General features: G+C 43.9%; 16 protein-coding genes and 1 riboswitch. Of the genes, 10 read left to right on the forward strand and 6 right to left on the reverse strand.

Features of this window, described 5'->3' with window-relative positions:
* Positions 1–10: 10 nt before the first annotated feature.
* The 6 genes from ACFQ0C_RS24235 (at position 11) to ACFQ0C_RS24260 (ending at position 9,703) form a co-directional block, all read left to right on the forward strand.
* The gene (locus tag ACFQ0C_RS24235) at positions 11–5,731 is read left to right on the forward strand and encodes a hypothetical protein (protein WP_379370386.1); all 5,721 of its coding nucleotides are present in this window, start codon (positions 11–13) and stop codon (positions 5,729–5,731) included.
* 15 nt (positions 5,732–5,746) lie between these two features.
* Positions 5,747–7,732 carry an Ig-like domain repeat protein gene (locus ACFQ0C_RS24240; RefSeq protein WP_379370388.1) on the forward strand — a complete coding sequence of 662 codons (1,986 nt, stop codon included), beginning with the start codon at positions 5,747–5,749 and terminating at the stop codon, positions 7,730–7,732.
* Positions 7,733–7,795: 63 nt separating this feature from the next.
* Entirely contained in the window at positions 7,796–8,023 is a 228-nt protein-coding gene (locus ACFQ0C_RS24245) for a hemolysin XhlA family protein (protein WP_258217724.1), read from the forward strand.
* Position 8,024: 1 nt separating this feature from the next.
* A complete protein-coding gene (locus ACFQ0C_RS24250) occupies positions 8,025–8,345 on the forward strand; it encodes a hypothetical protein (protein WP_379370391.1) in 321 nt (106 codons plus the stop codon).
* Complete coding sequence (locus ACFQ0C_RS24255) at positions 8,342–8,950, forward strand: glycoside hydrolase family 73 protein (RefSeq protein WP_379370393.1); 609 nt, start codon at positions 8,342–8,344, stop codon at positions 8,948–8,950. The genes ACFQ0C_RS24250 and ACFQ0C_RS24255 overlap by 4 nt, the downstream gene beginning before the upstream one ends.
* Before the next feature lie 174 nt (positions 8,951–9,124).
* Positions 9,125–9,703, forward strand: a complete 579-nt coding sequence (locus ACFQ0C_RS24260; RefSeq protein ID WP_379370395.1) for a hypothetical protein — start codon at positions 9,125–9,127, stop codon at positions 9,701–9,703.
* A 396-nt stretch (positions 9,704–10,099) separates the two neighbouring features.
* Here the strand turns inward: ACFQ0C_RS24260 and ACFQ0C_RS24265 are convergent, their stop codons facing one another.
* A complete protein-coding gene (locus ACFQ0C_RS24265) occupies positions 10,100–11,050 on the reverse strand; it encodes a tyrosine-type recombinase/integrase (RefSeq protein WP_379370397.1) in 951 nt (316 codons plus the stop codon).
* A 111-nt stretch (positions 11,051–11,161) separates the two neighbouring features.
* Positions 11,162–11,264, forward strand: a riboswitch (cyclic di-GMP riboswitch).
* Between the two features lie 118 nt (positions 11,265–11,382).
* Here ACFQ0C_RS24265 and ACFQ0C_RS24270 point away from each other — a divergent pair.
* From ACFQ0C_RS24270 to ACFQ0C_RS24280, 3 genes are read left to right on the forward strand one after another with little or no spacing between them, the layout of a single operon-like run.
* On the forward strand, positions 11,383–11,952 hold the full coding sequence (locus ACFQ0C_RS24270; RefSeq protein WP_379370399.1) for an HD-GYP domain-containing protein: 570 nt from the start codon (positions 11,383–11,385) through the stop codon (positions 11,950–11,952).
* A gap of 11 nt (positions 11,953–11,963) precedes the next feature.
* Positions 11,964–13,553, forward strand: coding sequence for a methyl-accepting chemotaxis protein (locus ACFQ0C_RS24275; protein WP_379370401.1), 1,590 nt, complete (start codon positions 11,964–11,966; stop codon positions 13,551–13,553).
* Positions 13,554–13,565: 12 nt separating this feature from the next.
* Positions 13,566–13,988, forward strand: a complete 423-nt coding sequence (locus ACFQ0C_RS24280; RefSeq protein ID WP_379370403.1) for a chemotaxis protein CheW — start codon at positions 13,566–13,568, stop codon at positions 13,986–13,988.
* Between the two features lie 228 nt (positions 13,989–14,216).
* On the opposite strand, the gene ACFQ0C_RS24285 is transcribed toward ACFQ0C_RS24280, so the two are convergent.
* Positions 14,217–15,053 carry a sulfurtransferase gene (locus ACFQ0C_RS24285; RefSeq protein ID WP_379370422.1) on the reverse strand — a complete coding sequence of 279 codons (837 nt, stop codon included), beginning with the start codon at positions 15,051–15,053 and terminating at the stop codon, positions 14,217–14,219.
* Positions 15,054–15,230: 177 nt separating this feature from the next.
* On the opposite strand from ACFQ0C_RS24285, the gene ACFQ0C_RS24290 reads away from it, so the two are divergent.
* Positions 15,231–15,728: a GNAT family N-acetyltransferase gene (locus tag ACFQ0C_RS24290; protein ID WP_379370405.1), complete on the forward strand. Its 498-nt coding sequence runs from the start codon at positions 15,231–15,233 to the stop codon at positions 15,726–15,728.
* A gap of 111 nt (positions 15,729–15,839) precedes the next feature.
* Here the strand turns inward: ACFQ0C_RS24290 and ACFQ0C_RS24295 are convergent, their stop codons facing one another.
* The 4 genes from ACFQ0C_RS24295 to ACFQ0C_RS24310 form a co-directional block, all read right to left on the reverse strand.
* Positions 15,840–16,133, reverse strand: coding sequence for a 4a-hydroxytetrahydrobiopterin dehydratase (locus ACFQ0C_RS24295; RefSeq protein WP_379370407.1), 294 nt, complete (start codon positions 16,131–16,133; stop codon positions 15,840–15,842).
* A 133-nt stretch (positions 16,134–16,266) separates the two neighbouring features.
* Positions 16,267–17,661 (reverse strand): sulfatase family protein, encoded by a 1,395-nt coding sequence (locus ACFQ0C_RS24300; protein WP_379370409.1) that lies wholly within the window; start codon positions 17,659–17,661, stop codon positions 16,267–16,269.
* Positions 17,662–17,747: 86 nt separating this feature from the next.
* Positions 17,748–18,689, reverse strand: coding sequence for an ABC transporter permease (locus tag ACFQ0C_RS24305; protein WP_379370411.1), 942 nt, complete (start codon positions 18,687–18,689; stop codon positions 17,748–17,750).
* Positions 18,690–18,720: 31 nt separating this feature from the next.
* Positions 18,721–20,799, reverse strand: coding sequence for a helix-turn-helix domain-containing protein (locus ACFQ0C_RS24310; protein WP_379370413.1), 2,079 nt, complete (start codon positions 20,797–20,799; stop codon positions 18,721–18,723).
* Positions 20,800–20,917 lie beyond the last annotated feature (118 nt).

Here is a 20,917-nt window from a genome sequence, read left to right on the forward strand (position 1 = left end):
CGCGATTTATATGGCTTTTGAAAAAGAACTGCCTGAATGGAAGTCACCTGGCGTTGAACCGTCCGCATCTAAGAAAAATGAAGGCTGGAAGCCAGGTGAGAAGCCTCCGGCAGACTGGCTGAACTGGACGCAGAACAGGACGTACAAGGCGTTGGAGGAACTTCAGAATCATAAGCATACGGGAGCTGTTGGGGATGCGGCGAAGCTTGACAGCAATAGCCTTGCCAATGGTGCGGCCACGGATGCTGTAATCGGGAACCGTACCGTAGATGATACAGTTGTACCAAGTACAGGGCCTAACACAATTACGGGCTTATTTGGCTCTTTAGGAAAAATGATCCGTCAGGTCACAGGTAAAAGCAGTTGGATTACGCCCCCTGCAACAACCTTGGAAGCCGCCAATACCCATATGAATGCAACTTCCGGTGTACACGGAGCGGTTTCAGCTGCGACTCCCAACACATTGTTAGTTCGTGATGCCAACGGCCGAGCTCAAGTCGCTGCTCCAGTTGCTGCTGCGGATATTGCTAGGAAAGATACAGTTGATGCGTTAGAAGTAAAACTGAAGGCAACTCAATCACTTACCACAAACTTGAATTACGGCTTGCAAACCGTTAATGCAGATCAAGCGGGTCCGATTGATCTGTCAGCGCGTGGTAGGACTTTGGTTAACCTGTTGGGGCGTGATGGAAACTTTGAAATGGACTCTAATGGTGACGGTATAGCAGACGGGTTTTCTGTACTAAGCGTAAGCGGAACATCTTTATTCTCTCTTTCTCCGGATGCAAAGTTCGGGACGAAATCTCAGAAATTAGCATCAAGTGGTTATTCTAACATAAAAAAAGATTTAGTTAATATCGATTCTTCTAAGACTTATCTAATCTCAGTATGGATGAAAGTAGACAACGGGGGAAGTGTCGAATTTAGACTATATAAGGATAGCACTAGTTATATCTCCCCAGGTACTGTGACAACACAAGGATATCAGCTAAAATACCTTAAATTCGCAGGTTCGTATTTCAATGGAGGGACAGAAAAGTCTTTGCGGCTTTATCAGCACACTTCCTTTGCAGCTTATTTCGATGGTATATCCATATACGAAATTTCTGCTGCTGATTATGCCAAAATTGACGATGATCCTGAATTTACAGGGGATAAACTTGCAGCCAAGTTCCCATACACCGAAAGCATAGCCAACGTTAATGGATTGTATGTAACTAAGTCAGGGAAGAACCTGCTGCCTCCGTTTAACGAGTGGACGTTACATGCAAATTCAGTTGTAGTAGAGCCTTATAAGTTGACGTTGAATGCTACTGCGCAGTATCAATCTTCAACATCAACTATTCCTGCATTACCGAGCCAAACTTACACGCTTACTATGAGTACAACGCAGTCTGTGTCCATTTATGCATTCGATAAGGATGACGTGAGTCTTTCCACTATTTATAATCAGATGTATAATGGCGCGATTACTTTTACTACACCGCCTAACACGGCAAAGTTTAGTGTAAATTTGTTTAATCACAGTGCTACTGGAACTTTCACTTTCACCAGCCCTATGCTCAATCTAGGCTCTATAGCGGCGCCCTTTGAACCGAAATCAGACCAATACATCTATGTCCCTAATCAGCAGTTAGCGTCTAACGTAGACGGCTCGGTATACGATATGTTGTATAAGATGGGGAACAAGTATTATAAAGAAACACGATTCAAACGAATGGACCTGACTGGGAGTTTAGCGTGGTCTTACACCAAAAGGACTGCAGGACATGTGGCTTTATATACGCCTATAACAAATAATTTGGCTGGTAACTCTTTCACTGCTGTTAAGTACGATGGGAAGATTGTTAAGTTTGACAATAGCTTAATGAACCCTGACGTTGCAACAATTGACAATGTAAATGGTAGTTTTTATGTGACGGCACCTTCATCAGACACTGGCTGGGGTGAAGACTACACGCCGACACAAGCGGAGATAAAGGCATATTTTTATGGGTGGAGAATGTATGACGGTGTAAATCCAGCAAACTTGTATACAGGAGGAACAAAATATTGGTATTACATCGATGCATCAGGTAATCCGTTCGGCGGGACTGATGTGTTGCCTACAACATTAGCCCCTCAAAGCGATAAGGGTAGAAAACCTTACAAACTACAATATCAGCTTGCTACATCGACTATCGAGGAGATAGCAGTAGAAGGTGACATTGCGCTGCATGAGGGCGGGAACCAAATCGAGGTTGGTAGTGGGATCATTGTTAGGGAAAAAGCTAATCCGCAGCTCGTTGCTGGAACTTATAAGATCAATGATGGGAATACCCCGTTGACGCTTTTAAAGTACCGTAGCTTAGATATTTTATCTGTAAACAAAGGACTGTTACAAGCCAAGGGATCAAAAATTTATGACAGTTTTTATAAGCTCCATCGGTACGAAGTCACTTCTGCAGACTACGACCCAACTGCAGACTACTATGTGACCTACATCGCCCTAGACCAGTACAACATTACATGCAGCCCTACAGATGTAAGCATCCTATACGGTGCAAATATGGCTACAGTGGTGAGTAACTTGGCGCAGGACTTAGCAGGTAACACGACAAAGGATAGCGTACAGGACTGGCTATTACTACAAGATGGCGCATATCTGGATAATTTACGAATTGATATAGATACGCATAGAAATGCTAGCACTGCTCATGGGTCTACTTCAGCCGCTACAGCTAGCACAATTATGCAACGTGATGCAAATGGACGTGCACAAGTCGCTGTACCTGTAGCCGCTGCCGATATTGCTAGAAAAGATACCGTGGACGCTGTTGATTCGAAGCTGAAGACCACACAGTTGCTTACAACCAACCTTAATTACGGTTTGCAGGCTATAAATGCAGACCAGGTGGGTCCGGTTGATCTGGGGGTGCGTGGCAGGACGTTGGTTAACCTGTTGGGGCGTGATGGGAACTTTGAATCGTTGACACCTTGGACAATTGGTGCGAGCGCAAGCCTAAGTTCAGTGAACAAAACCATAGGTAACTACTGTGTGTATATCAATAATACAAACAATTACGTCTATAAAGACTATGCGAATCTAAATAGTGCATCCTACTACGTCTTGATAGGTGACTTAAAATCAGACGATGCAAATTTTTGTCTCAATTATTGGGATTACGGAGCATTTACAAATATCAAACGTGCGTACAGTATTGCTAACGGAAAATTTAATGCAGCCTATTTAAAATTTACAGGTAAGACCGGAATACGTATATCTGTTGGAGCTCATCAAGGAAGTACGGCCATGAATGGATATGCAGATGGGTTACGTCTATATGAAATAACCGCAGCTGAATATGCAGCAATTGATAGTATGACTCTTGAGCAGATCGCCACTAAGTTCCCATACACCGAAGGCATAGCAAACGTTAATGGGCTGTATGTAACTAAGTCAGGGAAAAATTTAATTCCGGTGTTTAACGAGTGGACATTAAATGCAAATGCTGTAGTTAATGAGCCATATAAATTGACTATAAATAAAACAACAGGGTTTCAAGAATACTCCGTACTTCTACGCTGCCTCCCTTCTCAGATTTACACAATGTCATGGGCACAAGCGGGGACGCAATGGGCAGTCAATTTCTATTCGGATGAGGCAGGATTAACTTTTATTAGCTCTTTCGGGTACACTGCGAGTCTTTCAGGGACGTTCACCACACCAAGTAATGCAAAATCTATGAAAGTTTATCCTGACACCAATTCCGCAGCGGGAACCTATATATTTGACAAGCCAATACTCAATCTAGGCTCCACTGCCTTGCCGTTTGAACCCAAATCGGACCAATACATCTATATCCCTAATCAGCAGTTTGCATCTAGTACAAATGGGGCGATTTACGACTCACTGTACAAGGCAGGTAGTAAGTACTATAAAGAGTCCCGTCTCAAAACAATTGACTTGAAGGACACATTATCGTGGTCGGGACAAAACGATTATGTAGGGTATAAGCAAGTGTACACGGCTGGAAACTCCTTCGCTGATACTGTAGGCTCTATTGTGTCTAACCCCACGGTTACTGTTTTAGACTACAAGGGACAGCCTGTTTCAATTCAAACTTACATCCACAATTTAGATAACCGCTTGTATGTGTATGTAGCAGACCTTGATAGTGGTTGGGGAGAGACATATAATCCTAGTGCAGCTGACATAGCAAGCTACTTTAAAGGTTGGAGACTATCAGACAATGCATTCGGTCAGTACTCAAGTGGGACGAAATACTACACAGCCGTAGACGCTTTGAAAGCGAATTTCTTGAACAAAGTTTCAGGGAGTGTAGTAGGTAATCCTCACACTTCTAAATATGGTAAAGCAAGTTCTTTGATAACGCCATCCGGAAGCTGGACAGGAGAGGTAAGCACTTCTTCGTATACTTGGTTACAGTCCTTAGATGGTCAACTGGAACTAATGACAGATTCGGTAAGTGGTAATCAAGTTCAATACTTATTCTCCTTCAACCTCATTGAACATGTAATCCGAAATTACGGTGTTGAGATTTTCGGAACAGCAATAACTACAACTGATCGTGTAACTTGGTTGAAAGCCAATATAGGGAAGCTTACTTGTAACTGGTGTGGATTTGGAAGTAGTCCATTAGGCAACAAGGCATATTTGAGTGTATGGAAAGTGACTACGAATGCATGGCCCACAGCGAAAACGCACACAAATTCGACTGTTACACAATTATCCTTCCAACACACATTTGCTACATCCGTTGTGGGGGACTTAATAGACTCTGCTGGGTTTGTCCACTACATTGCTTATGCAGACCCGTCCAATGGAACTATAGCATCTACGTTAAACACCGACTTTGTAGAATTGGATGTACAGTTGCTTGTACAAACGTTACCTAATACAACTTATGCAACGAAGAACTATACACCTTACAAGCTGCAATACCAGCTTGCTACATCAAAAATTGAGGAAATTGCAGTAGAAGGTGACATAGCACTCCATGAGGGTGGTAATCAAATCGATGTTGGCAGTGGGATGATTGTAAGAGAGAAGGTAACGCCTCTCATAGCCTCTGCGGAAGGGTTTTACAAAATTAATGATAACTACGCAGTTGCTGTTGGGAGTTCGACATATCTTAAAAATCGTGCTTCAAGGATTCTGAAGGTATTCAAGAACGGTATTGAAGATAAAAAGTGGAGGTTTATGCACGATAGTAACGTAGGATGGACGAATGGAACATCTAGAGCATTTATTCCTATTACTGACTACGACCCAACAGCCGATTACTACGTTACGTACATCGCCCTAGACCAGTACAACATTACATGTAACCCGACAGACGTAAGCATCCAATACGGCGCAAATATGGCGACAGTGGTCAGTAATTTGGCTCAGGACTTAGCAGACAACACAACAAAGGACAGTGTACAGGACTGGCTATTGCTGCAAGATGGTGCATACCTAGACAACCTGCGACTTGATGTCGATACACATCGAAACACCGCTACTGCTCATGGCTCAACATCGGCTGCTACAGCAAACGCCATAATGCAAAGGGATGTGAATGGTCGCGCACAAGTTGCTGCACCTGTAGCTGCTGCCGATATTGCCAGAAAAGACACCGTTGATGCGGTGCGTACAGACAACACGAAACCTCTAGTAGTCGAGGTAAGGACTTCCGACCCTGTTAGTCCTGTTGTTGGGCAAGAATGGCTGCGAAGCGACTTGTAGGAGGGGGGGAAGTAAATGTCGTTGATAACTCTTAATGCCACAAGAGATAGTTGGGGTTCTATTAATTTGCACACCGTTAACTCTGAGACTGCAGTCCAATATGGTCAATGGGGTTATTATGAAGAAGAGTATAATGCAATAGCTTGCATTGATTTTGATTTTAATAGTATTCCTGCTGGTGCAACCATAAATAAAGCAACTCTTAGGGTATACGGTTCAAAAGGACAAGTAGATGTAGGTGTAAGTACCTATGTCGATCGAATTACATCAAATTGGGGATCCAATTCAGGTTTGCCGTCAAGTACAGATGCCAATAGAGTTAATGCCCCAAGCTTTACTACCGCTACATCTGCTTGGTATGAATTTGAAGTAACTGGTATCGTCAGAGATACTAGACAATATGGCGGCTATGGATTTAAGTTTTGGCGACCCTTTATTTATTACTTTAGTTATTCTCAGCAATATATTTTAGGAGTTGCTTCAGGAGTCTCCACATCACCTAAACTTATCGTTGACTACACACCTTCAAACGTGGCACCTAACGCTCCAGCAATTACAGCTCCTACGTGGGGACAGAACTTAGCAACGCGTACGCCCACAATTACGTGGCTATTTACCGACCCTGACGCTGGTAATTATCAGAGTGCTTATTATGTGGAATTAATAAATTCAGTCTACAGCGCGGTATTATGGAACAGTGGTTGGATTAGCAGTTCAGGTACCAGCTTTACATTACCAGCCGGTGTAATTACAGCAGACGGTGCTTACTATCTTAGAATTCAAGTTAAAGATCAAAGTGGGGCTATAAATGCTGCAAATGGTAACGGGCCTGACCCCGCTTTTGGTAATACTTATTTTATTTCAGATACAACCCCACCAACCATAGGAGCACCTTCAACACAACAATATATAGCAGGAACAACAGCTACAGTTTATGTTGATGGGGTGACGGATGCAATCGGAATTAATCGAGTCCAAGTTTATCAAATGCGTCCTGACGGTTCTTATTATGATATTGGTAACGCAACTCATGTAGGCAACGGACGTTATTCGATAAACGCTACAGGGATAAATGTCGATGGAAATTGGCAATTCCACTTTAGGGCTTACGATAATGCTGGTAACCCTGCAATAAATGGGAATTATGTAGCCGCTTATGTTATGCGTGATACAGTAGCACCTACTATTTCAAGCGTCCAAGGATATAGTTATACGAACGTGACATCTGGAACACGTAGAGTTTGGGCGTATGGGGTTACTGACAATCTTTCTGGAATCGGGACAATCTACTGTAATTATAAGCTACCTAACGGGACGCAAGTTAACAGTGTTGTTTGTACAAAATCCGGCTCTGACGCTTACGTAGATATTCCTTTATCCCAGCAGGGTGAATATAGAATGGACTTTTACTGCATTGATAACGCTGGAAATTGGATGGTTGGAAGCAAAACAGCCTACTTCTTCGTTGATTCGGTCATATCGAATGACCCAAACGCTGCAGCCATTTACGGAACAACGACTGCTACAATATTTTGGCAGCAGTTTTACGATCCAACTCCTTCATCAGGCTTTTCTAACACCAAAATGTATCTAGGGGAATGGAGCGGTTCTGATTGGGTTGGCGGAACACCCAACTTATTCAATGGAAATATTGTTGCTACAGATAGCAGTGTCTTAGAAAAAAACATAACAGGACTTAAAGCGGGTGGCCGCTATCGTTATACAGTCATACATTTCGATAATGCAGGAAATGCAAGTTCCTATACTTATCGGGAATTCGCTACTAAGAAAAAAATAGGTGAAAAACGTATTAAGGCAGGTGGGACTACTATCTCACTACCGATATACGATCCACAATCCGGTGTTGTTGGTTCCACTGCACGTAGAATCACTTTATCTGGAGGTGTCGTTGGCTGTTATGAACTAGTAGCTACAACCGATGTAAATGCAAGTCCCATGCGACTGACGACAACCCAAGGTATAAAAGCAATATCCAAGTAATGTTATAAAGAAATAGCCCCCTTATCGGGGCTATTTCTTTACACAGAAAGGGCGTGGTGCTCAATGCCACATGATGAAGAGAAAGGTGAAATCCTGCAAAGATTAACGCGAGTAGAAACCAAGCTTGATTTAATGATCAATGCCCGAGATATCGCGAATGAAGCAATGCTATCAACCAAAGCTGCACACAAACGGCTGGACCAATTGGAAGAAAATCAAACATGGCTCTGGCGGACTACTGTAGCAGCTTTAATTATCGGAGCCATTGGACTGCTATGGAAAGGGTTGTGACATGAGCATGGACAGCCAATTTTTCACTTGGGAAGCTCTTTCCACTATGGGGGGAGCTTCTTTGTTGACGTTTTTCATTGTCCAGTATTCGAAAACATCATTAGACCGGTGGCTGCCGCTGCCAACTGATATTTATGCCATAATGGTAGCTTACGCTGTCCTTCTCGCCGCCCAGATAGCTACTGGTGCAAGCCCATTGGATTGGCGCCTGTATGGGCTGACTTTTGCCAATGCTTTTTTAGTTGCAGCAACGGCAGGACATCTTCAAAATAAATCCATTCATCCCCCCGCACTCAAAAAGAAAGGGGATATTCACTTATGAATCCTCAGCAATTCATCAATACTCTAGCACCAATTGCTGTTGCGGAAATGCATCGTACCCGTATCCTAGCCAGCATCACCATTGCGCAGGGTGCATTAGAAAGCGGCTGGGGCGCTTATGCTCCCGGTAACAATCTTTTCGGCATCAAAGGCGCAGGTCAATTGCAAGAAACACAGGAGTTTATCAACGACCATTGGGTCGATGTGGTAGATGGATTTCGTGTATATGACGACTGGATCGGCAGTGTTATAGACCACTCTCAATTCTTAATGGAAAATGGCCGTTACGCTACGGCCGGTTTTTTCGAACACTGTACAGCAAAAAATTACAAAGAAGCCGCCTACTCACTGCAAAAGGCAGGGTATGCGACAGATCCCAGCTATGCTTCCAAGCTAATTAGCATCGTTCAGAGCTGGGACTTGGAACAATATGACCGGATAACATTAAAGGAGTTGGATGCCTATATGCTTACTGCACAAGACGCCAATAAAGTAATCGGCTTCCTGAAAGCTGCTTACGAAGCTACTACTAATCCTGAAGCTCAAGCCGAATTCCATCATTTAGCCAACGAGCTCCGCAAAGCATCCGGACAACCGGAAGAATAAACGATGCGCTTTCTCTAGCACAATATTTTGTATCAAACTATCAAATACTCACAGCCTAGAGCCCATCAATTAAAATATACCAGTAACTATAAGCTGCTATACCTATCACTCTACTCTATTAAGAATATGATAACATGCAAGTAATTTATTATCATGTTGATGGGAGAGGATAGTATGAAGTCCGCGAGACCCCGCAGTGCCGCTATTCCCAAGAAAGCCGTCCGTCTGACGAAAAGTGCGGGATTGCCCAAAAGTAAGGTCATGTCGCTCTATCGTACCCAAGTGAAACAGATGCGAAATGAAAAGCCGGTGTTAATCAGCCAAACCAGCACTATCATCGGAACCGATAACTCCTGGTTCAATGCCCAAATCATCCCTCGCGATCCTTCCTGGGTTGCGGTGAATAATGCGAGCTACGTATGGTACTCAGGCAACCTGAACAGCAGCAATGCTATTATTTCCAAAACATTTACGCTGGCTCTTAACAGAAATATTTTGGCCTCGACCCTGTTTCTGTCAGTCGATAACTATGCCGTTGTCATTATCAATGGAGTTCCTCTCTTATTCGATGGCCCGACAACTGCAACCTCCAACTTTAACCCGGGTCGTACGTTCAACATCCGTACCTTTCTGCGCAAAGGCCGCAACGACATTGTCATTATAGCTTTCAATGCTAACGGTGCCAGAAGTCAGGACAACCCGGCTGGCGTAGCAGCAAGACTTAATATTAACTTGAGCGCAATTCAGTCATAGAGGTCCAAAAGTAAATTTGTCAGAGACAGCTTTATATACATGAGGCCCACACTTTACCATCTATTTCGGATGGATTAAGTGTGGGCCTCTTTTTTTATGTGTATCTATGATTACTGGAGATCCAGGAATGTCAAAATGCCTACAGTTGAGGTTCTACGCGATACTTCAGACCTATCTTTAATGGAAGTTCAACGAGCTAATTTCGTATTGTTCTCCATTATTTTTTATTAACTATATTTTTCCCCAAAATTGTAGTAGAGTAGTGTTCGCACAATTATCGTTGTTCGACATTTTCTAGTAAAATTCTTCTTTTTCTGCTTTTATTCTACAATATATTCATTATTTTGTATTATAGTAAATACTACAAAATAATACAAGAGCACTAGGAAAATATTCCTATAAACCGTCTTTTAAGCAGTCTTCCACGAAATCGGGAGCTGCTTTTTTTATTTGTTGTACGGTATGAAGATAGCGTTGAGTAGTATTAATGTGTGTATGTCCAAGGGATTCCTGTACCTGCTGCAGTGTTGCACCCCGGAGTAGGGCTAAAGTAGCACTCGTATGTCTAAGCCAATGTGGGGTTACCTTTTTCTCTAGACTGCATTGCTGACGGGCTTTTTGAATCATCTTCTCTATAAGCCTTACGGATAAGGGGAATACTTTCTGATTTAGGGGCTTTTCCTGTTGCAGGAAAAATTGTTTGCGTTCGCTGAATAATTTCCACAGCATTGCCGGTACCTTCACTTCGCGCTGCTTCCCCCCTTTTCCAAGGATCGTCAACCAAATTGAGCTCTCTTCCGGATCCGTATGGAAATGCCCCCATTCAATAGAGATTAATTCAGATACACGCAACCCTAATAAAACAAGGGTCAATCCGATTAAATACTCCCTCGATCCCTCAAGTTTCAGCTGTTCAAACAGAAGAAGAACCTCACGTTTTGTTAAATAATTGTTTTTACTGTTTATGGTTATTTGTGGGGTACGAATGCAGGTCATCGGATTATTTTTAAAAATACCAATATTCGAGTCGCTTCCCCATTTGTAGAGAGAACGCAGCGGCGCTAAATAAATGGCAACGGTTGCAGGTGCTTTCGGTTTGTTATCCTTGCAGAAAAGTCCTTCAAATAGCCCGATCTTATATACCTCGACATCTTTCCACGTAACATCCTTCAAAGATTTGTCCCCTATAAAATCGCGAAATTTATTTATGGCACTAAGATAGTTTCTCACTGTATATGTAGAGCGCTGATAAGTGGCAAAAAACATTTTAATAATCTGATCATCGGAATATGGCTGGTTGTCTACTGGATGGATTGGAAGCTGAAACTGACTGATTTGCGTTAGCATAAGAGCTTTTTCCTCCTTTTATTGTTTCGAACAACGATAATTGTGCGAAACACTACTCTACTACATTTTTGGGAAAAGAAGCTAGTTTTGACGGTAAAAAGAGAATACCAATCAGGTCAAAGGCACACCCATCGAAAGATGGGGCCGCAAAACTTTAGGGGCTACAACGTTTGAACCACAGTACCACGGAACGTTATGCCAGCCAGTTACCCCAAAAAGGCTTCTGTCTATGGGGAGGCCTCTTTTTTCTGAAAAGGATTTGTAGTATCGGTGGTCTATTGAATTTATAGGGGGAGCTGAAGAGGTGAGTTGCTATGGAGAACGGGCTGTGGGTGAAGAAATTGCTTCAACTTTTAGGCAAGGATGTAAATACATACGACCATAGCTTAAGGGTGGGAAAATTATGCAAGATGATGGCAACATATTTACATTTAGACGAAAAACAAACATGCCAACTAATCCTGGGAGGCTGCCTGCACGATATTGGAAAAATATTTATACCCGATCAAATTCTGAAAAAAGCTTCAGCTCTCACAGCACAAGAATGGAAAATCATGCAGGAGCACCCTTCCCTTGGCGCTAGTATGATGCGGGAATATGGGTGTATGGATCAAGATATCATAGACGTAATTGATTTTCATCATGAGCGATGGAATGGTATGGGGTATCCAAACGGATTAAAGGGAAACAGCACCCCTGAATTCGCCAGAATTTGCGGTATTCTGGATTCCTTCGACAGTATGGTTACCGACCGGCCTTATCGCAAGGGATTAACGTTTAGACAGGCGGAAGAAGAACTTTTACTCCATAGTGGAACGCAGTTTGACAGCTATTATGTTGATATATTTTTAAGACTATCCCCGTCATTTGGCGAAATATATCCTTTCAAAAAACATACATGAGGTGACTTTCTATGAAATGGTTTTACAATTTGAAAACATCGGTTAAGTTGATCTCTTCCTTTTTTATCATTTCAATGATTTTGGTTTTTGTCGGCATCTACGGCTTAATGAATTTGAGTAAACTCAATGATAGCTTATTTAATATGTATAAAAACAATTTATTGCCCGCCAATCATCTATCCGATGCTCAAATTATATATCAAAGGCTGAGAATTAATCTTCGCGACATAAACGATGCGGATAACAATATCGAAAGGGATCAGCTTTCCGATAAGGGAAAAGGTTTTAGGAAAGATATTGATGGCAGACTCAATGCTTATCGTAAAACTTCTTTATCCCAAGAGGAGATCGAAGTGTTTAAAAAGTTTGACCTTGCATGGCAGGACTACCAGAAAGCGGCAGACAAAGCCATACAAATGAGTTACGAAGGAAGAGATGCCGAGTTTAAAGCTTCATTTAAAACCGGGGATTTAAGAAAAATCGGAGATGACTTAAACAACATACTGCAGCAATTAATAGAAATTAACGTGAAAAGTGCGGAGGAGGCCAACGTACAAGGAGACATCCTTTACACCACTTCCCGTTCGGTCACCATTACGGTTATTATTATTTCGCTGTTAGTCAGTATTGGCTTTGGCTATTTAATTGCACAGATTATTGCCCGCCCATTGAACCGTGTTGTGGGACTGGTAGCCAAGGTAGCGGAAGGCGATTTAACGGAAACATCGGATATTGATACCAAAGATGAAATCGGACGATTAGGTGATTCCATTAATACAATGATACTGAATTTACGTAAAATTATCGGTAGCGTTTTATCCTCAGCAGAGAGCGTTTCCGCGGCTGCCCAACAAATATCGGCCACTACGGAGGAAATCGCCAGCGGAAGTACGAGTCAAGCCCAGGCTGCTCAAACGATGAACGAACTGTTCAAGGAATTATCCTCAGCAATAAGCTCGGTAGCAAGTAATGCAGAGCAGACATCCGAATTAGCCAACAAAACGATGCAAACCGCTCATGATGGCGGCATCGTTGTGCGTTCTTCCATTGAGGGAATGAATTTGGTAAATGAACAGATGTCCCGAATGGAAAGTGATTCTGACAAAATTGGTGAAATTATTGAAGTCATAGATGATATTGCCGACCAAACCAACCTTCTTGCTTTAAATGCGGCGATAGAAGCGGCTAGAGCCGGGGAACAAGGCAGAGGATTTGCCGTAGTAGCTGATGAAGTGCGCAAGCTGGCAGAACGAAGCAGTGAAGCAACCAAACAAATTACAGCCATTATTAAAGGCATGCAGCAGAATACCCGTCAATGCGTAAAGTCAGTGAGTGAAGGCGTTATTTCATCGCAAGAATCAGGCGAAGCGTTCAAGAACATTATTAATATGGTCAATGAAACGGCAAACAAAGCGGCGGAAATTGCAGCCGCCAGTGAGGAACAAGCCGCTCAAACTACGGAAGTTTTAATCTCTATTGAAAGTATTTCTGCGGCTACCGAAGAATCAGCTGCCAGCAGTGAGGAAACCGCCATGACCGCCCAATCACTTGCCCAATTGGCAGAAGAATTAAATAACAACGTAACCATTTTTAAAATATAAGAAGGTGGGTAAATGGACGTAAACAACCCGGAGCAGTACATCGAGGTCGGTATTGGAAAAGAAAAATATGCGGTAGGAATCCAGGACATCCATGAAATTATTAGATTACGGGATATAACAGAGCTTCCGAACCGTAACGCTTATTTCAAAGGGGTCATCAATTTAAGAGGCCAGATAGTGCCGGTAATCAGCCTGCGCATCCGATTCGGTATCATGGAGGAGCCCTATACCAAATCAACCCGGATTATCGTAATCAATCATGCCGGTGAGATAGTTGGAATAATCGTGGATCGGGTCGAGAAAGTGACGACCCTTTCGGAAATACAGCCCCTGGATACGATTGGGGATACCGATAGTTCCTGCATCACCGGTTTTGGAAAAACGGAAACGGGATTAGTTTGTATATTGAATCTGGAGCAAGTTCTTCAGAAATAGGTACTGATGGGCACACATCGCCAACGTACTACTGCTACAGCACATAGCGAAAGGGAATCCCATGGGGTTCCCTTTTTGCTGCCTTCTCTTTGCCTTGTATTCCACTATTTCACAGTTCTTTGGTGTTGACTCCTTGTTGACCCGGAGCCATCCGAAGCATCAAAAAAAGGGCGTACAGCATCAAACTCGCTGTACGCCAATATCCTCAGGACGCGGTTTCGCGTCCTCTTACTCTCTCCCCGTAGCTACCGGATTGTCGCTATAGCTAACCCAATCGCTCCAGCTGCCGGAGTAAAGCTTCACGTTAGTGTAGCCCGCTGCATGCAAAGCAAGTACATTCGGGCAAGCCGTTACGCCGGAGCCGCAATACACAATGATTTCATCTGCTGATTGCAAGTCGGTAAACCGCGCTTTTTGCGATTCAGCTTCCTTCCAGTTGCCTTGCTCATCAAGGCCATCTTTCCAGAAATACTGCTTTGCCCCAGGGATATGCCCTGCTACAGGGTCGATTGCTTCCTCAAGTCCCAAATATCTGCGTTCTTCACGAGAATCGATAAGTACAGTGCCTGGACGTCCAATACGGCTCTTTACATCCTCCATGCTGACCAAAATGCCGTCTTGAAGCTTCGGTTCAAACACAGTCGGATGCTCTATCGCAGGTTCATCCGTTACAGGATAACCCGCTTCCTTCCACTTCGTGTAGCCTCCATCCAGCACGTACACTTGAGAATGTCCGAGATAATGAAGAATCCACCACAAGCGCGAAGCCATAGCTCCGCCTTGATCATCATAAACAATTACGGTCTTTTCGTTATTTATGCCGGCCTCGCCAATTTTAAGTACAAGTTCATTCCAATCTGGCAGCGGATGTCTTCCTCCATGTACGTCTTTTGGAGCTGACAAGTCCTGTTCCAAGTCAAAATACACGGCGCCGGGGATATGATCGACAGCATAAGCCTCTCGGCCCGCACTTGGATTCCCTAATAAAAAACGGCAGTCTGCAATAACGACATGTTCGTCTGTACCATGGTCAAACAGCCAATCCTGACTCACTATATGCTGCATCATAAACACTTCCTTTACTGTGTGGATATCTCTACTAGTATACAACGGATTAGCGTCCCAGCAAAACGAAAAAATTCCGCTATTTGGTAATTGGTTCGACAAACCACCAAGCTGCGGGTACAATAGGGTTGAAAAAGAATTGGAAAACCGTAGGGTCTCAAAGGAGTTTACCCCATTATGCTTACTTCACCAACATTCCGAATCGCACCTTTAACTGAAGCCCATTGCATGGACATCTGCACTTGGTCCTACCCGGCTCCTTACAATATATACAATTGGAGTCCATGGGAGATCATGCTCTCCGAGCAAGAAGAGTTTGCAGACGCTGAACTGCGGGAGCAGCAATACCGGGCTGTCTTGGACGAAGATGGCCTCATGTATGGCTTTGCCCAGTTTTTCCCCATCACTGGAGTTACACGGCTTGGACTAGGCATGCGTCCTGAATTATGCGGCCGAGGCCATGGAGTTGAATTTGTACGCGCCATAGCAGCCGAGGCCAAAAGAAAAGCACCCGCCAATGAAATTGATTTGGAGGTGCTTAGCTGGAATATTCGCGCGTTCCGCGTCTATGAGAAGGCAGGCTTCGTGCATACCGATACGTACAATAAAATAACGCCAACCGGTAGGGATTTGTTTTACTGCATGGAATGGAAACCAAAGCGCACTAACAAGTAATCGGTTGACCTACTGCCGAAAATGGACGAAATATGAGGCTGGACCACTTTTTGAAAATACCCAGGCTATCGTCGACGTTATAAGCTATAGAAGCTGAGCTACCTTATCCCGCTATCTGCCCAAAGCATTATCGAAGCGTTCTGCCGCTTCAAAATCAAGCGCGCTCAACCCGCCAGCATGCCATGAGGTGAGCCTCAACGTCACCCTTTTATAATCAATGGCGATTAAAGGATGATGGTTTAATTCCAGCTCCGCGATACTTGCCACCTTGTCGACGAAAGCAATACCGGTTAAATATTCGGTGAATCTATATACTTTGACGATCCACTTTCCGTCTGCTTCTCGGTTCCAGCCCGTCAACTGCTCCAGCCGTGCATTAATTTCTTCTTCTGTCAGCTTCTCCATCGATCCATCTCCTTAGAGCTTTACTACAACAAAGCTTAGCTTGCTTCGGAAGCACTGGCTGAGTTTTGCTGCAGTAAAGCTTGCTTGGCACGGCTTAATCAGCTCCGCCTTCCCCGCACGTGACCGTTCTCATTTAAGCCTGTACGCGCAGCTCGTCTACCGAAACGCGACGTTGCCCCATTGGGACCGTTGGCGCATTCACGATTTGAGCAGAAGGTTCGCCAGCATCTTTCATGCGCGCAAGAAGCCGCAACTTCAATTGATCAGCTACCGTTCTGAGTGACTCCACTCCTGCCAGATTCGACAGCTCATACGGATCGGCTTGCAAATCATACAAAAACTCTTCCTCATAAATGTCTGAGCCCGAGTCAGACCATCCGTCTTTTCCAGCCGCTTTCACACTGTATTTCCAACGGTCAGTTCGTATAGCTCGGCCCACCTGCGACTCGCTGATCTGCACGAAAACCTCTTGAGGCCAATCTGCTCTGGCCTGCTTTCCTTGCAGAAGCGGCATAACCGACCTGCCCTGCATGGCCTCCGGCACCTTAATGCCAGCAGCATCAAGCAAAGTTGGAGGAAGATCAATCAAACTGACGAGCTCCGTAATGCGCCGTCCGTCTTGAAAGCCAGGACCACATATCGCAGTCGGGACCCGAATCGAGCTATCATGGCAGGAACGCTTGTATTCGCCGTTCCTCGTTTTAAAATGGCAAGCATGATCCGATGTAAATAAGATAATCGTATTTTCTGCTAAATTCAAGCTCTTCAAAGTATCCATCAATCGGCCGAGGGCGTCATCAAGCCGCTTAACCATGCCGTAATAGCCGTCCAAATGCTGATGAGCCGTTCCACCTAACGATGCAAGATCAGCCGGTACCCAGCGGCTTGTATACGCCCCCTGATAAACATCCGGCGAAGGATAATTATCCGTATGGTTTTGATGATGCGGCTCCAAATAGGACACAAACATATAGAACGGATCCGCCTGGTGCTGATCGATATAGCGGATTGCCGCATCCGTCAAAGCATCAACCCGATAACCGGGAAGCTTCACAGCCTCGTTAGCCTGGTTATAAACAACCGTATCGTACGCATCCGATGAAAACTCCAGCACGTTGGAAGCCAGCCAGTGGTCATAACCGCCCCTCTGCGCCTCGGGGACAGGCTCTTCCCCGGCCAGATGCCATTTCCCTATATAAGCGGTTTGATAACCGGCTTCTCCAAAGTGGTGGGCTAATGTTTTTGCCCTCGCAGGCAGAGGAATCCCATTGCGGTAACAACCCGATGCTGTCGCATACAAGCCCGTCTGCAAGCAGGATCTGGCGGGACCACAAACCGGCTGACAAGTAAATGAATGATAAATATGTGTACCCGCCCGTGCCATCCGGTCAAAATTCGGTGTTAGATTGAGCGGATTGCCATGTACACCTGTTGTATCCCAACGCTGCTGATCAGTAAAAAAGACAATGACATTCGGCTGAGCAGATCGCCGGGAACCTGATTCATTTACCAGCTTTAAATCATCCATAATGGACTCACTCCTCACTTCTTTTATTTAATGATTATCCAACCTTTTTTAAAACCCGCTCAATTTCGTAAGCCCGCAATTAATACTTACCATAATCCACTTCCGCCCATTCTTCGTGCCAGCCAATTGGAGAACAACAGCATAAGCAATCCGACAACGGATTGGAACAAACCCGCAGCAGCAGCCAGTGAATATCTTCCCATCGTCAAGCCGACCCGGTAAACGTAAGTATCCAAAATATCCGCCACACTATATACCAAAGGATTGTATAAAATAAACACCTGATCAAAACCCGCAGATAAAATATGGCCTGTACGTAAAATCAATAGAATAACGATGGTGTTGGCAATGGACGGTATCGTGACATAACGAACCAATTGAAACCGGCTGGCTCCATCCATTCGGCCAGCCTCATATAACTCAGGATTAATTCCCGCAATAGCAGCCAAATAAATAATAGTTCCCCATCCAGCTTCCTTCCAAATGTTTGACCACACGAGCAGAGAACGGAAATTATCCGGCTGCATAATCGGCGATGATTCCATACCGAACACCGCCAAAATGCCGGTGCTGGGCGAGAGGAGTGTAAACATCATGCCGCCCAATACAACCCAGGAGAGAAAATGCGGAAAATAGACGATAGTCTGGATAAGCCGCTTGATACCATTACTGAACACCTCATTAAGCAGCAAAGCTAATATTATAGGAGCTGGAAACCCGAAAATCAGTCTGTAAAAGCTAATAATAATGGTATTGGTGAAAGCAACCCAGAAATCCTCTGTTTCGAACAAAATCCGGAACCACTTCATTCCGGACCAAGCACTGTCCATCACACCCAAAGACAGCTTATAATCCTTAAACGCGATCAGGATACCGACCATTGGAATGTATTTAAATACAAGAAAATAAATCAAACCCGGAAGCATTAGCAAATAGTAATATTTGTATTTCACCACCAGCTTCCAGAGCAAAGATTGGCGAGTTGAAATCCCCCCTCCCGATAAGGGGTAAGCCTTATTGATTCTCATCCCAGTCACCTCCCGGATGTTCTTTATTTCCTTAGACGCGAGACGTTTTTTTCTCCAGCAATTTTTTTCGGTATTCCCCTGGAGTGATGCCCTCGTACTTTTTGAAAAAACGGATGAAGCTATGAGCGTCATGATAGCCTACCTGCTGACTTACCTCTTGCAGCGAGTAACGCGATTCTCCCTTCAACAGCTCGATGCCTCGTGTAATGCGATACCGGCTTAGATATTCAAGCGGGGGTTTACCCGTCTCCAATTTGAAAACCCTGCTCAAATAGTTTCCGCTTATTCCCACATAACCGGCAATATCGCCAATAGATATGTTACTTGCATAATGAACTTCGATAAATTCAATAGCTTTGGCTATATAGAGACTGTAGTTCATCCCTTCCTGCTGCTGCTTGAGCCGCTCAATCAATGCATGAATATACTGGTAAATGAACTGCTCCAGCTCCACATTATTAGCACATCCGTTCAAGTCCAATAAATTGGATGAAATGGCTGTATCGTAGCCCTCCTGATAGAGCTCATTCTTGACACTGCTAATCAGCATCACAATCATTTCAAGCAATCTTTCACGCGGGTAGCTGCCGTTGTAAACATAGTTTGTAAAAAACTCTGAAACACAGCTGTCTGCTTTCTGCCGGTCCGTCCCCATAATGTAATGCGCAAGCTCTTTTTGGACAGCAAGCGGATATTCCAACCGATTATCCCCCTCCATTTCCTGTACAAAAACCACATCCCTCTTATTAAATAAGGCTTTACAGCTCATTACACGTTTGGCTTCAGCATACGACTGATGGACACTATCCAGCGATTCATAGCATCGGCCCACCGAAAATTGAAGGGAAACCTGGCATTCGAGCTGCAGCATTTCGTTAGTTTCACGCAAGTAATTGATGAGCTGGGCTTGAGTAGAATCATTGAGCCCCGCCTGCTCCAGATTAAGAATAAATCCGAATTGACCATGATCCAGCAAGGTTCCGGCAATAGGCAGCTTTTTCATTAATGCGGTTTCAATCGTACTAAAAGCGAGCAGCCTCAAGCTGCTGTCAGTGACCTTATGCTCCACAAAATGAGGGACAGCTAACAAAACCGCAAAGTTAAGGTATGGAAAGTGTACGTTACTCTGATACAGAGCAGCCGGTATTTGCTTGAATTCCATGACATGATTGTTAAGGATATCGTAGATGAGGCGGTTTCTGACAATAGGTTTGTTTTGCTCCATAGTAAGCTTGATTTCTTCATTCTCACGGATCATTTTTTTCCAGGGGCGGTACATTTTCAAAGCAATTAAATAGGAAAGAATCCAGCCCAAAAGAATAACTCCCACAGATACATTGACTATCGTGCTCTTGACTGTCGCCATATCTCGTTCGTACGTAACATAAGGGACAGCCTTCACGAAAATCCAAGAATTGAACCTTGACCTTTCGTAGCTGGTAATATATTGAGTTTGACCGCTTGTTAATAAGCCAGATCCGGATGAGCCCTCAAATCGCGTTTCCTTAAATAGATCATTTGCCTCATTCCTGCCGTAGACGATCCGCCCCGTAACTCCATTAATGATGTACACATCTTCTAAAGTCGAGTTCGTTAACCGAAATAGTGCATCAAAGAATACGTCTTTCTTTACATTAATGATTAAATTGCCCAACGCCTCTTTATTTGTAATGGGAAGGGGGCGGCTGAAGCTGATCACTTCAACTTCAGGATCCATGCTACTCTGAATCCGTCTGATCTCGTAGTCGTTAGGCTCTGAACCTTGCTTTTCAATACTTTGAAGCCACTCTCTGTCGTAAAAATTGGACGGACTGTAAAAACCCTCATTCGTCGTCAACACTTTGTCGTTTAATTTGAAATAAACGTAGATCGAATAAAACAGCTTATTCGTCGAAATCTGATCCCTCAAATTTTCCTTCAGCAGATTAAAATCATATATATCGTACTTAAACGGATTTACCAGCTTGGCGTTTAGATCCGGTATCATTGCCAGCTGCATCGCCAAATGATTGATATTATCTACAACCATCCGAGTCTGCGTATACAGAAAATCCAAGTCTGTTTTGGCATTCTTTTCGTATTCCTGCTGCTTTTGTGAAGCCAGATGCAAGTAATATAAAATACTGGCGTGTAATATAATCCACTAATGAAGGGAAATCCCCAGCAACTATCGAAGATACGAAGCACCTGACAAAGAGCTTCAATCTATACCTACCCTACCACAGGAG

The sequence above is a fragment of the Paenibacillus sp. GCM10027630 genome, assembly GCF_042676305.1.
Taxonomy (GTDB): Bacteria; Bacillota; Bacilli; order Paenibacillales; family NBRC-103111; genus Paenibacillus_S.

Coding starts and splice junctions, on each gene's coding strand:
- ACFQ0C_RS24235 (WP_379370386.1), top strand. CDS start 11: ATGGCTTTTGAAAAAGAACTGCCTGAATGGAAGTCACCTGGCGTTGAA.
- ACFQ0C_RS24240 (WP_379370388.1), top strand. CDS start 5,747: ATGTCGTTGATAACTCTTAATGCCACAAGAGATAGTTGGGGTTCTATT.
- ACFQ0C_RS24245 (WP_258217724.1), top strand. CDS start 7,796: ATGCCACATGATGAAGAGAAAGGTGAAATCCTGCAAAGATTAACGCGA.
- ACFQ0C_RS24250 (WP_379370391.1), top strand. CDS start 8,025: ATGAGCATGGACAGCCAATTTTTCACTTGGGAAGCTCTTTCCACTATG.
- ACFQ0C_RS24255 (WP_379370393.1), top strand. CDS start 8,342: ATGAATCCTCAGCAATTCATCAATACTCTAGCACCAATTGCTGTTGCG.
- ACFQ0C_RS24260 (WP_379370395.1), top strand. CDS start 9,125: ATGAAGTCCGCGAGACCCCGCAGTGCCGCTATTCCCAAGAAAGCCGTC.
- ACFQ0C_RS24265 (WP_379370397.1), bottom strand. CDS start 11,050: ATGCTAACGCAAATCAGTCAGTTTCAGCTTCCAATCCATCCAGTAGAC.
- ACFQ0C_RS24275 (WP_379370401.1), top strand. CDS start 11,964: ATGAAATGGTTTTACAATTTGAAAACATCGGTTAAGTTGATCTCTTCC.
- ACFQ0C_RS24280 (WP_379370403.1), top strand. CDS start 13,566: ATGGACGTAAACAACCCGGAGCAGTACATCGAGGTCGGTATTGGAAAA.
- ACFQ0C_RS24285 (WP_379370422.1), bottom strand. CDS start 15,053: ATGCAGCATATAGTGAGTCAGGATTGGCTGTTTGACCATGGTACAGAC.
- ACFQ0C_RS24290 (WP_379370405.1), top strand. CDS start 15,231: ATGCTTACTTCACCAACATTCCGAATCGCACCTTTAACTGAAGCCCAT.
- ACFQ0C_RS24295 (WP_379370407.1), bottom strand. CDS start 16,133: ATGGAGAAGCTGACAGAAGAAGAAATTAATGCACGGCTGGAGCAGTTG.
- ACFQ0C_RS24300 (WP_379370409.1), bottom strand. CDS start 17,661: ATGGATGATTTAAAGCTGGTAAATGAATCAGGTTCCCGGCGATCTGCT.
- ACFQ0C_RS24305 (WP_379370411.1), bottom strand. CDS start 18,689: ATGAGAATCAATAAGGCTTACCCCTTATCGGGAGGGGGGATTTCAACT.